Below are 12121 nucleotides of genomic sequence, written 5' to 3'. Positions count from 1 at the left end.
GGCATGCCTCCCGGCCGCACCCACGACCCCATAGCTGCCGACCTGCCGGTCACAAGCCCTAGTACCGTCACCCGTATGGCCCTTGCAGACCTGACCGATCCGGAAGCGGTGCGCCGGGCGATTGCGGAGTTCGATGCGATCGGGCGCGATACTTTCCTCAAGAGGTACGGATTCGACCCCGCCAAGGACTACTTCATCGTCGTCGACGACAAGATGTACGACTCAAAGGCCATTACGGGTGTCGCCCACCTGTACCAGCACGGGGAGCTCCTGACAGCCGACATGTTCTCTGGCGGCAGCGCCACTGTGGCGAACCGTGTCGGCAAACTCGGCTTCGAGGTCACCCGTCCGGTAGGCCTGCCCGACTGGTCCACCGATGAGCTGATGCTGGCGCTCGACCTCTACCTACGGGCCAACGGCAAGGCCACTGCGCAGGCCGTCGCGGACCTCAGCGCCGAGCTGCGATCGCTACGCATCTTCCCTGACGAGGTCCGGTCCAACGATCGCTTCCGCAACCCGTCTGGCGTCACGCTCAAGCTGTACAACTTCTCATCGATCGACCCTGCCCATGCAGGTCAGGGGATGGCTCACGGAGGTGCTGGGGACGTCCGGGTGTGGGAAGCCTGGGCACACCGACCAGACGAGCTCAGGGAGGCCGTCGCGCTGATCCGCGCTTACGGCGCGACTGACGATGCCCCCGAGGCCACCGGTGAGGAGGAAGAGTACGGGGCGACGGAGGGTCGGATTCTCTACCGCGAGCACCGCCGCTACGAGCGAGACCGAAACCTTGTTGCCAGGAAGAAGCAGGCTGTTCTCAAGAAGGCGGGCAGCCTCGCCTGCGAGGTCTGCGACTTCGAGTCGTCTGAAACGTACGACGTCGAGGGTGTCATCGACGTCCACCACGTGGTGCCGCTCCACAAGATCGGCGTCAGCGTCACGACCTTGAACGACCTCGCACTGGTCTGTCCAACGTGCCATCGCGTGCTCCACAAGCACCGACCGATCATCACGCCGGCCGAGCTCCGAGAGAAGCGCACAGAGCAGTTCGGCGATGGATAGCGCTGGGATTCCGCTGGGGCGACGCCTTGTAACGAAACAGCGAGGCCCGGAATCCAAGGGATTCCGGGCCTTCTGAGCCGCCTGTCGGATTCGAACCGACGACCTTCCGTTTACAAGACGGGAGCTCTACCAGCTGAGCTAAGGCGGCGAGGGCGGGTGCCCGCGCGGGGCAGCCACGGCAGCCCAGAACGCGGGACCAGCCTAACGTGTCGGCGCGGCGGTCAGCCGCCGCGGGGCTGCGTCGTCGGCCCGACGACGCAGCCCCGTGCTCAGCCGAGCGTCAGTTGCCGGACTCGCCGGTGATCGCCGTGGTCAGGTTGCCGACGGTCCCCCAGTCGGCGAAGCGCTCGCCGCCGACGAGGACGGTCGGCGTGCCGAAGGAGCCGGTCTCCGGGTTCAAGAGATCGGGGTCGTCGACAGCCACCTCGGTGGCGGCGGTGACCCACTCGCGGAAGGTGTCGTCGGCCTCGCCGTCGGTGATTCCCTCTGCGACGTCCGCGGCAACGCCGGCCTGCACCGCGAGGTCGCCGAGCTGGGCGTCGGTGAGGCCCGTGGTGTTCTCCTCGGGCTGGTTCGCGAACAGCAGGTCGTTGTACTCGGCGAACGCCTCGGGCGCGCGGTCCGCGACCCACGCCGCAGCAGCGGCGGAACGCGTCGAGTAGTCGGTGCCCTGCGACGCGCGGTCGAGGATCGAGACCGGGTGCACGACGAGCGTGAGGTCGCCGTCCTCGCGCATCTGGTCGATGCTCGCCCCGTTGATCGACTCGAACTGCCCGCAGATGGGGCACATGTAGTCGAGGTACACGTCGAGCCGCTCGGCGCCCTCGTTCTGCGTGCCGGCCGCGCCGGACGCACCCACCGGGATGCCGGTCTCCTCGATCACGCCGGCGGGGAAGGCGCTGACCTTCTCCATCGCGGACTTGCCGCTCTCCTGCATGATGAACCAGATCGCGACGCCGAGGAGGACCACGAGGCCGCCGAGGACGCTCAGCGTGGCGACACGGAAGGTCTTCTCGCGCGCCTGCTGCTTCTTCTGCAGGGAGAGGGCCTCGGCACGCGCGGCGTCGCGGCGCTGCGCCTTGGTCTGGTTGGACTGGCTGGTCGACATCGGGGTCCTTCGGGTCGGCGCGGCGTTCTGCGACGGGTCGGCGCGGCGCACGGGGCGCCTACCCCGCCAGGGTACTCGGATTACCTGAACGTGGACTGAGACAAACCAGCACGCGATGGACACGGTTGCCCGACGTCGGCCGTTCAGCCGGCTCCCCTCGCCGCCACGAGGCGTCCCGGGGACGGCCGCTAGCGCAGCTCGGGCCGCCCAGGGAACGGCCACCAATCGACCACCGGAGCGCCCTCGAAGATGGCGGACACGATGAACCACGCAGCGACCAGCGCGAGGACGACGAACGCGACGGCCCCGACGGCGCCGGGCGCCAGGATGGCGAGCAGCGGCCGCGCCCCGACGCGGGTTCCCATCGCCGCCGGACCGAACCAGGCGACGAGCACGACGACCACGGTCGCCAGGAGCAGCACCCACGTGTCGGTGACGGGGTCGTTCATGCCACCGGCCGACCGAGCTTCCACCGTGTTCACGGGGACGAGGATGAGTCGTCCGGGTGCGAGCAGCCAGAAGCCGATGATGACGACGAGCACGCCGGCGCAAGCCGCAACCAGCACCGAGGGCAGCACGGCGAACGCGGCCCGGACCAGGTGCCAGGGAGCTGCGAGCACCGCGACCAGACCGTCGCCGCGTCGCGTCGCGCGGCGCTCCCGCCGTCGGTGGAACTCGTCGACGGTGATGCCGGTGAAGCGCGACAGCAGCACGAGCCCGACCAGGGCGGCGAACGCGGTGCCGGGCCGCGTTGCGCCGATCAGCACGAGGGGGAGGGCGAGCGCGGCGACGGTGCCGGGACGCCGGGCGAACATCCGGCGCGACGCGGCCATCACCGGCGGCACGACGACCGGCACAGCGCCCGAACCCGTCGCGACCACCGCCGCCGGCCCGCGACCTCGATAGGCGCGGACGGGCTCGTCCTCCGGCTCCGGCGGGACGTCGCCCACGGCGCGGTACCGGTCCTCCCCGAGCGGCCTGACCGGCATGCCCACGGCGCGACCGGTCACGGATCGTCCGGAGCGTCCGCTCGCGGGGCTCGTCGGAGAACCCGCCGCGACCGCTCCGGCAGCGCCCAGGGCCGCGGCCGGCGTGTCTCCTTTCGGCAGCACCGCCGTGTCGCCCGCGGCGGCGAGCGCCGCGGCCGCGTCGGCGCCGCCGACGAGGCGCAGGGTCCCGCCGCCGGCTCCCCCCGCACCGTCGAGCACCTGAGTCGCCCCGGCGCCGAGGACGTCCGTCGCCGACCCGAGCTCCTGCGTGTCGTCGCCGCCGGCCCCGGCGAGCACCGCCTGGTACTCCTCGGACGCGCGCCGCAGGGCACGCGCCACCTCGGTGGGCCCCCACCGCTTCTCCGGCTCCGCCCGCAGCGCGGCGCCCAGCGCCCGCGCGGAGCGGGACGGCAGCCCGATGAGGTCGACACGCCCCTCCCGCGAGCGCCGGAGCACGGCCTCGGTGGGCCGCACGCCGAACGGCGGCCTGCCGGTGCCCGCGAAGGCGAGCACGGCGGCCCAGCTCCACCAGTCGGTGTCCGGGCCCGGCTCGGCGCCGTCGAGGAGCTCGGGTGCGAGGTAGCCGGGCGTCCCCATGACGAAGCCGGTGCGCGTGGCCCGTGCGTCGCCGAGGTTCTGCGCGAGCCCGAAGTCGATGAGCACGGGTCCGTGCTCGGAGATCAGCACGTTCGACGGGGTCAGGTCGCGATGCACGACGCCGGCGCTGTGGACGGCCTCGAGGGCGTCGGCGAGCTGGTCGGCGAGCTCGAACAGGTCGCGCGCGTCGAGGGCGCCGCGGTTGTCGACCTCCTCCTCGAGGGTCGGGCCCAGGACGAGCTCGGTGACGATGAAGGCCTCGGCGCCGTCGAGCTCTGCATCGAGCACGGCGGCGACGGCGGGGTGGCGCAGCTTCTGGAGGGCGCGCGCCTCACGGCGCAGCCGCTCGCGGGCGGACGGGTCGTCGAGGTGGCGGTGGAGGAGCTTGATCGCGACCGGGTTGCCACCGTCGTCGTGGGCCCGGTAGACGGCGCCCATGGCGCCCGAGCCGATGGGTGCGTCGATGGTGTAGCCGCCGACGACGGCGGGCACCTCTGAGGGCTGATTCGCTTCAGCGGGCTGCGCCTCGGTCATCGCCCCCACCCCCTCTCATGGTGCACACGGTAGCTCCCGGAACCTGGCCTTGCTCGCTGCAACCCGCCCCTGACCAGCAGCTGGACGGGTGAATGACTCCGGGCACTCCCAGCCTCGTTACTGTGGAGAGGACGTCGATATCGTTACCCTAGAGACGACATCACATTGGTAATACGAAACTAAGGGGTAGTCCATTGCCAGGCAAAGACGGATACGACCTCGTCGTGGTGGCCAACCGGCTGCCCGTCGACTTCAGCGTAGGCCTGGACGGGAGCCTGTCCTGGCAGCGTTCCCCGGGGGGCCTCGTCACGGCCCTCGAACCCGTGATGCAGAACGCCGACGGCGCCTGGATCGGCTGGTCCGGTGCCCCGGACCTGAAGCATGAGCCGTTCGACGCCGAAGGGATGCGTCTCGTCCCCGTCACGCTGAGCGCCACCGAGATCGAGCGTTACTACGAGGGCTTCTCGAACGACACGCTGTGGCCGCTGTATCACGACGTGATCGCCCCGCCCACCTATCACCGGCAGTGGTGGGACGCCTATCGCCGCGTGAACCAGCGCTTCGCGGACGCCGCGGCCGAGCAGGCGGCGGACGGTGCTGTCGTCTGGGTCCACGACTACCAGCTCCAGCTCGTCCCCCGCCTGCTGCGCGACCTGCGCCCGGACCTGCGCATCGGGTTCTTCGACCACATCCCGTTCCCCCCGGTCGAGCTGTTCGGCCAGCTCCCGTGGCGGCGGCAGATCATCGACGGCCTGCTCGGCGCGGACCTGGTCGGCTTCCAGCGCAACGGCGACGCGGCGAACTTCGTCCGGGCCGTCCGTCGCCTGACCGACCACGCGACGCGCGGGCCGATCATCACCATGCTGGACTCGGAGGGCCGCCAGGGCCGCCACGTCCGGGCCGGGGCGTTCCCCATCTCGATCGACTCGGCGAGCTTCGACGAGCTGGCCCGCCGGCCCGAGGTGCAGAGCCGCGCCAAGGAGATCCGCGCCGACCTCGGTGAGCCCGAGATCCTCATGCTCGGCGTCGACCGCCTCGACTACACCAAGGGCATCCGGCACCGCATCAAGGCGTACGGCGAGATCCTGGAGGACGGGCGCCTCGACGTGGAGCACGCGACGCTCGTGCAGATCGCGAGCCCGAGCCGGGAGAACGTGGGCGCCTACCAGGAGCTGCGGGAGCACGTCGAGATCCTCGTCGGCCGGATCAACGGCGAGTTCGGCGAGCTCGGGCACTCGGCGATCCACTACCTGCACCACTCGTACCCGCAGGAGGAGATGGCGGCCCTGTACCTCGCCGCCGACGTCATGCTCGTGACGTCCCTGCGCGACGGCATGAATCTCGTCGCGAAGGAGTACATCGCTGCCCGCTCCGACGACCGCGGTGTCCTCGTGCTGTCCGAGTTCACCGGCGCGGCCGACGAGCTGGCACCCGGCCCCCTGCTGGTGAACCCGCACGACATCGACGGCCTCAAGGACATCATCGTCGCGGCCGCGACGATGGACCCGCGTGAGCAGCGCCGGCGCATGCGCCGCCTGCGCCGCAAGGTCCTCGCCGACGACGTCGCGAAGTGGTCCGCCGGCTTCCTCTCCGTCCTCGGCTCGATCCCCGTGCACCCTGTCACCGCGGAGCCGCGCTCGGCCGACCCGCGCCACGGCAGCCTCCCGGAGCACCTGCACGCCTTCACGTCGGCTCCCGCCCCCGTGACCGAGAGCGACGCCGAGCACTACGCGGAAGGCGAGCCGACGACGTCGGGCACCGGCGCGAAGATCGCGTGGCTGGTGGCGCTCGACTTCGACGGGACCCTCGCCCCGCTGGTCGACGACCCGAAGACGTCGGCCATGACGCGGGCCGCGCGGGCAGCGGTCGAGCGGCTCGCCGGGCTGGCCCGGGAGCTGCCCGTGCGGATCGCGCTCGTCTCGGGCCGCGACCTGCAGGACCTGGCCGATCGCACGCACGCGCCCCGCGGGACCTTCCTCGTGGGCAGCCACGGCGCCGAGGCCGGACGGACCAGCGCGACCGGCGTCGAGTCGGTGCCGCTGCGCCTGACCCCTCAGCAGTCGCAGCAGCTCGACTCCCTCGTCGCCGGGTTCGAGGCCGCCGTGGTGGACCGCGAGGGGGCGTGGGTACAGGTCAAGCCCGGCGCCGCCGTCGTGCACACGCGCCTCGCGGGCGTCGACGACGCCTCGGTCGTCACGGTCGCGGCCGACGAGGTGGCGGCCAACCTGGGCCTGACGCCCATGCACGGCAAGGACGTGGTCGAGGTGTCCGTCGTGACCACGTCGAAGGGCGAGGCCCTGCGGCGTCTGCGCGAGTCGGTCGCCGCCGAGTGCCACACGGGTCACGTCCGCGTGCTCTACGCAGGCGACGACACCACCGACGAGCACGCGTTCGCCGCCCTCGAGCAGGGCGACCTCGCGATCAAGGTCGGCATGGGCGATACGCTGGCAGGACACCGCGTACAGGACTCCGACGCCCTCGCCGCAGTCCTCGAGGACCTGGCCGACGCCTTGACGTCGACCTGACCGCATCCTGACCTATCACGACCGGGCACATGGTGGAGAATCACCCGGCTCAATGTAGGATCGCGCTGCAACAGTGTCACCGCGGACACGCGAGTGGAAGCAACGGCACCCGACCACAACGGATCGTCCGGCACGTACCTGCCGGTGGAGGGATGTATCACCATGGCCACGGTCACTTTTGACCACTCGACCCGGGTCTACCCGGGGACCGAACGCCCTGCTGTCGACCAGCTCAACCTGCACATCGAGGACGGCGAGTTCCTCGTCCTCGTGGGCCCGTCGGGCTGCGGAAAGTCCACCTCCCTGCGCATGCTCGCGGGCCTGGAGGACGTCAACGGCGGTCACATCTTCATCGGCGAGCGCGACGTCACCGACGTCCAGCCGAAGGACCGCGACATCGCGATGGTGTTCCAGAACTACGCTCTGTACCCGCACATGTCCGTCGCGGACAACATGGGCTTCGCGCTCAAGATCGCCGGCACCCCGAAGGCGGAGATCCGCCAGCGCGTCGAGGAGGCTGCGAAGATCCTCGACCTGACCGAGTACCTGGACCGTAAGCCGAAGGCCCTGTCCGGTGGTCAGCGTCAGCGTGTCGCCATGGGCCGCGCCATCGTGCGCCAGCCGCAGGTGTTCCTCATGGACGAGCCGCTGTCGAACCTCGACGCCAAGCTCCGTGTCCAGACCCGTACGCAGATCGCGTCGCTGCAGCGCCGCCTCGGCGTCACCACGGTCTACGTCACGCACGACCAGACCGAGGCCCTGACGATGGGCGACCGCATCGCGGTCCTCAACGCGGGCATCCTCCAGCAGGTCGGCACGCCGCGTGAGATGTACGACAAGCCGTCGAACGTGTTCGTCGCGGGCTTCATCGGCTCCCCCGCCATGAACATCGGTCACTTCACCGTGACCGACGGCAAGGTCAGCGTCGGCGCCGCGGACATCCCGCTCGAGCGCTCCATCGCCGACAAGATCACCGAGGCCGACGCCGGCAAGATCACGCTGGGCTTCCGCCCGGAGGCTCTCGACGTCGTCGGCTCCGGCACCGCGGGCGCGTTCGACGTCGAGGTCAACCTCGTCGAGGAGCTCGGTTCCGACGCGTTCGTGTACGGCTCGCTCAAGTCCAAGGTGGGTGCGGGCGACCTGGGCGCCGGCGACTCCAACCAGGTCATCGTGCGCATCGACCCGCGCAACGTCCCGGCCAAGGGCGAGACCATCTCCGTCGCCATCCAGGCCGGCCAGACCCACGCGTTCTCCGCCTCCACGGGCGAGCGCCTGAGCTGACGTTCCACCAGCCGAGGTAGTACGGGCCGAAGTAGGACGGGGCGCGGGACAGCCCGGGCATATCGCCCGGCGCTGACCGCGTTCCGTTCTACTTCGGCCCGTAACTCTGCGACCGGACGTGAAGGACCCCATGACCACCCAGAACCTCCAGATCACGGCCGCGGCGCCGGACCCGGCCCTGCTGGACCTGCCGTGGGAAGTCCCGCTCGAGGACTGGCCGGCCGAGGTGCTGGCGGCGCTCCCGCGAGGCATCTCCCGGCACGTCGTGCGCTTCGTGCGGATGTCCGGACGCGTCATCGCGATCAAGGAGATCGGCGAGTCCGTCGCGTACCGCGAGTACGAGCTGCTGCGTCAGCTCCGCCGCCTCGACGTGCCCTCCGTCGTGCCCGTCGGCGTCATCACGGGCCGCCGCTCGCCGGACGGCGAGCACCTGGAGGCCGTGCTCGTGACCGAGCACCTCCAGTTCTCGCTGCCCTACCGCGCGCTGTTCTCCCAGGCCCTGCGGCCAGACACGGCGACCCGGCTCATCGACGCCCTCGCGGTGCTGCTCGTGCGGCTGCACCTCGCCGGCTTCTACTGGGGTGACGTGTCCCTGTCCAACACGCTGTTCCGCCGCGACGCCGACCGCTTCTCCGCCTACCTTGTCGACGCCGAGACGGGAGACCTGCACCGCGCGCTCTCGCCCAAGCAGCGCGCCTACGACCTCGACCTCGCCCGCACCAACATCATCGGCGAGCTCATGGACCTGGCCGCCGGCGAGCTCCTCGACGAGGAGACCGACGAGATCTCCATCGGCGACGCTCTCGTCTCGCGGTACAGCGAGCTGTGGAACGCCCTGACCTTCGCCGAGGCCTTCCAGGCCGACGAGCGCTGGCGCGTCGCGGCCCGCATCGACCAGCTCAACAATCTCGGCTTCGACGTCGGCGAGCTCGAGATCACCACCGATATCGACGGCACCTCGGTCCGGATCCAGCCCAAGGTGGTCGACGCCGGGCACCACTCCCGCCGCCTGCTGCGCCTCACCGGGCTCGACGTCCAGGAGAACCAGGCACGCCGCATGCTCAACGACCTCGACTCGTTCCGCGCCGCGTCCGACCGGCAGGGCGACGAGGAGGAGTTCGTGGCGCACGACTGGCTGCGCCTGGTCTTCGAGCCCACCATCAGCGCCGTGCCGCGCGACCTGCGGCGCAAGCTCGAGCCCGCCCAGCTCTTCCACGAGATCCTCGACCACCGCTGGTTCGTCTCCGAGCAGGCCCGCCGGGACGTGCCGATGGTGGAGGCCACACACTCCTACGTGGAGAACGTGCTGCGGCACCGGCCGGACGAGAAGGCGATCCTGGGCCTGGCGCCCGGCGAGAGCCCGATCGAGGGCGAGGACGAGCTGGGCGGCCAGGGCGCGGGCGACGAGCTGTTCGGCTGACCTGCTCCCCGCCGAGGCAGTCGGTCGGTCCAGACCGACCGACTACCTCGGCGAGAGCGGGGTCACTTCGCCGCCTCTTCCTTGCGGCGACGCGCCACCTCGTACAGCGCGATGCCGCCCGCGACCGCCGCGTTGAGCGACTCGGTCGTCGCCGCGATCGGGATCGACGCCACGACGTCGCACGCCTCGCGCACCAGACGGGACAGACCCTTGCCCTCGGAGCCGACCACGAGCACGAGCGGGTCCGCCGCGAACGCGACGTCGCCCACCTCGGTGTCGCCACCGGCGTCCAGGCCCACGACGAAGCAGCCGGCCTTCTTCAGCTCTTCGAGCGCCCGCGTCAGGTTGGTCGCACGGGCGACCGGCACACGTGCCGCCGCCCCCGCCGAGACCTTCCACGCCGACGCCGTGACGCCGGCCGCCCGCCGCTCGGGCACGAGCACGCCGTGGGCACCGAACGCCCCGGCGGACCGCAGCACCGCCCCCAGGTTGCGCGGGTCGGTCACGCCGTCGAGGGCGACGATCAGCGGCGGCACGCCCGCCGCGGCCGCCGCGTCGAGCAGGTCGTCGACGTCCCGGTACACGTATGGCGGCACCTGCAGGGCGACGCCCTGGTGCACGGCACCGTCGGTCATCCGGTCGAGCTCGGGCTTCGTGACCTCGAGCAGGTTGTAGCCGCGGCCGGACGCGATCTGCAGGATCTCGCGCGTGCGGTCGTCGGCCTCGAGGCGGGTCGCCAAGTACAGCGTCGACACCGGCATGTCGGTCCGGAGCGCCTCCAGCACCGCGTTCCGGCCGGCGACCACCTCGAAGTCCCGCGCGCCCGTGCGGCCGGAGCGGGGCCCGCCGGGCGCGCCCGAGCCGCCCGACCGGCGTCGGCCGCCGGCTACCTCACGCTTCTCCGCCTCGGCCTTGCGCTTGTGGGCCGGGTGGTACTGCCGGTCCTCGGCCTTGGGCGTGGGGCCGCGGCCCTGGAGGGCCTTGCGGCCGTGGCCGCCCGTGCCCACCTGGGGGCCCTTCTTGGAGCCCGCCTTGCGGACCGCGCCGGGGCGCTTTGCGTTTGCTGCCATGGTGTCTCGTCTCTGCGCCGGTGGTCAGGTCGTGCGAGACCACCGAGGGTTGTCGTGCGGCGGCCGCCCCGGAGCGGGGCGGCCACCCGTTGATGTCAGTTCGCGAGCGTCCAGCGGGCGCCGTCGGCCGAGTCCTGGACCGTGATCCCGGCGGCGCTGAGCCGGTCCCGGATCGCGTCCGAGGTGGCCCAGTCGCGCGCGGCGCGCGCGGCGGCACGGGCGTCGAGCTCGGCGCCGACGAGGGCGTCGAGCGCGGTCGCGTACCGGTCGTCGGCGGCCGTCGTCCACTCGGCCGGGTCGAGCCCGAGCACGGAGAGCATCGCCCGCAGCGCGACAAGCTGGGCGCGGGCCGCGCCGTCGTCGCCGTTCGCGAGGGCCGTGTTGCCCGCCCGCAGGTGCTCGTGCACCACGGCAAGCGCCGCCGGGACGTTCAGGTCGTCGTCCATCGCGACGGTGAACCCGTCAGGCAGCTCGGCCTTGGCGACCTCCTCGGCCGCCGCGTCCCCGACCCGCTCGGTCGCGCGGGCGACGAAGCCGGAGAGCCGCTCCCACGTGGTCCGGGCCTCGTCGAGCGTGTCCGGGGACCACTCGAGCATCGACCGGTACTGGACGGACGCGAGGGCGTACCGCACGACCGCCGCCGGAGCCTGCGCGAGCAGCTCGGAGACGAGCAGCCCGTTGCCGAGGGACTTGGACATCTTCACGCCCGACTGCGTCACCCACGCGCAGTGCATCCAGCGCTGCGCGAAGCCGTAGCCAGCGGCGCGGGACTGCGCCTGCTCGTTCTCGTGGTGCGGGAACCGCAGGTCCAGGCCGCCGCCGTGGATGTCGAACGTGTCGCCCAGGTAGCGCTGCGCCATGGCGGAGCACTCCAGGTGCCAGCCGGGGCGGCCGCGGCCGAACGGCGTGGCCCACGACGCGGTCTCCGGCTCGCCCGGCTTCGCGGACTTCCACAGCGCGAAGTCGTGCGGGTCGTGCTTGGCCGTGTCCGCGTCGTCCCCACCCTCCGGGTTGAGGTCCTCGAGGCGCTGCCGCGTCAGCTCGCCGTACGACGTCCACGACCGCACGTCGAACCAGACGTCGCCGTCGCCCGTGGCGTACGCGTGACCGCGCTCCACGAGCCGCTCCATCAGCTCGACCATCTGCGGCACGTGCTGGGTCGCCCGCGGCTCGTACGTCGGCGGGAGCACGCCCAGCGCGTCGTACGCGGCCGTGAACACGCGCTCGTAGTGCGCGGCGTGCGCCCACCACTCGACGCCCGCCGCCGCGGCCTTGGTCAGGATCTTGTCCTCGATGTCCGTGACGTTCCGGATCAGCGTGACGTTGAGACCCTTGCGCAGCAACCAGCGGCGCAGCACGTCGAACGCGATGGCCGGGCGGAGGTGGCCCACGTGGGGAGGAGCCTGCACCGTGGCACCACACAGGTAGATGCCGACCTCGCCCGGAGTCAGGGGAACGAAGTCGCGCACGTCCCGTGTCGCGGTGTCATAGAGGCGAAGGCTCACCTGTCAAGGGTACCGGGCCGGGCGTCTCGGTGT

Annotated in this window: 8 protein-coding genes and 1 tRNA gene; 4 read left to right on the top strand and 5 right to left on the bottom strand. The window is 71.4% G+C overall.

The features are described from left to right. The first annotated feature begins 75 nt into the window (after positions 1 to 75). A complete protein-coding gene (locus tag L1785_RS14450; protein WP_236089974.1) occupies positions 76 to 1059 on the top strand; it encodes an HNH endonuclease in 984 nt (327 codons plus the stop codon). A gap of 75 nt (positions 1060 to 1134) precedes the next feature. Here the strand turns inward: L1785_RS14450 and L1785_RS14445 are convergent. The 3 genes from L1785_RS14445 to L1785_RS14435 all read right to left on the bottom strand — a co-directional run bounded on the left by L1785_RS14445 (position 1135) and on the right by L1785_RS14435 (position 4287). Continuing rightward, positions 1135 to 1207: transfer RNA gene (locus L1785_RS14445), tRNA-Thr, on the bottom strand. A 132-nt stretch (positions 1208 to 1339) separates the two neighbouring features. Next, complete coding sequence (locus L1785_RS14440; protein ID WP_236089973.1) at positions 1340 to 2167, bottom strand: DsbA family protein; 828 nt, start codon at positions 2165 to 2167, stop codon at positions 1340 to 1342. Positions 2168 to 2355: 188 nt separating this feature from the next. Then, on the bottom strand, positions 2356 to 4287 hold the full coding sequence (locus L1785_RS14435) for a protein kinase domain-containing protein (protein ID WP_236089972.1): 1932 nt from the start codon (positions 4285 to 4287) through the stop codon (positions 2356 to 2358). A 194-nt stretch (positions 4288 to 4481) separates the two neighbouring features. Between L1785_RS14435 and otsB the strand changes: the two genes are divergently transcribed. The 3 genes from otsB to L1785_RS14420 all read left to right on the top strand — a co-directional run bounded on the left by otsB (position 4482) and on the right by L1785_RS14420 (position 9513). Beyond that, entirely contained in the window at positions 4482 to 6812 is a 2331-nt protein-coding gene (gene otsB / locus L1785_RS14430; RefSeq protein ID WP_236089971.1) for a trehalose-phosphatase, read from the top strand. Positions 6813 to 6974: 162 nt separating this feature from the next. Beyond that, entirely contained in the window at positions 6975 to 8093 is a 1119-nt protein-coding gene (locus L1785_RS14425) for an ABC transporter ATP-binding protein (protein WP_236089970.1), read from the top strand. Positions 8094 to 8223: 130 nt separating this feature from the next. Then, positions 8224 to 9513 (top strand): DUF4032 domain-containing protein, encoded by a 1290-nt coding sequence (locus L1785_RS14420; protein WP_236089969.1) that lies wholly within the window; start codon positions 8224 to 8226, stop codon positions 9511 to 9513. 62 nt (positions 9514 to 9575) lie between these two features. On the opposite strand, the gene rlmB is transcribed toward L1785_RS14420, so the two are convergent. Both rlmB and cysS read right to left on the bottom strand, forming a co-directional pair. Next, on the bottom strand, positions 9576 to 10583 hold the full coding sequence (rlmB, locus tag L1785_RS14415; protein WP_236089968.1) for a 23S rRNA (guanosine(2251)-2'-O)-methyltransferase RlmB: 1008 nt from the start codon (positions 10581 to 10583) through the stop codon (positions 9576 to 9578). A 95-nt stretch (positions 10584 to 10678) separates the two neighbouring features. After that, on the bottom strand, positions 10679 to 12088 hold the full coding sequence (gene cysS, locus L1785_RS14410) for a cysteine--tRNA ligase (RefSeq protein ID WP_236089967.1): 1410 nt from the start codon (positions 12086 to 12088) through the stop codon (positions 10679 to 10681). Between the last annotated feature and the right edge of the window lie 33 nt (positions 12089 to 12121).

The sequence above is a fragment of the Antribacter soli genome (assembly GCF_021568775.1).
Taxonomy (GTDB): Bacteria; Actinomycetota; Actinomycetes; order Actinomycetales; family Cellulomonadaceae; genus Antribacter; species Antribacter soli.
The sequence above is the reverse complement of the archived record's forward strand: the minus strand, read 5'-3'. Positions and strand labels throughout refer to the sequence as shown.

Coding starts and splice junctions, on each gene's coding strand:
- L1785_RS14450 (WP_236089974.1), top strand. CDS start 76: ATGGCCCTTGCAGACCTGACCGATCCGGAAGCGGTGCGCCGGGCGATT.
- L1785_RS14440 (WP_236089973.1), bottom strand. CDS start 2,167: ATGTCGACCAGCCAGTCCAACCAGACCAAGGCGCAGCGCCGCGACGCC.
- L1785_RS14435 (WP_236089972.1), bottom strand. CDS start 4,287: ATGACCGAGGCGCAGCCCGCTGAAGCGAATCAGCCCTCAGAGGTGCCC.
- L1785_RS14425 (WP_236089970.1), top strand. CDS start 6,975: ATGGCCACGGTCACTTTTGACCACTCGACCCGGGTCTACCCGGGGACC.
- L1785_RS14420 (WP_236089969.1), top strand. CDS start 8,224: ATGACCACCCAGAACCTCCAGATCACGGCCGCGGCGCCGGACCCGGCC.
- rlmB (WP_236089968.1), bottom strand. CDS start 10,583: ATGGCAGCAAACGCAAAGCGCCCCGGCGCGGTCCGCAAGGCGGGCTCC.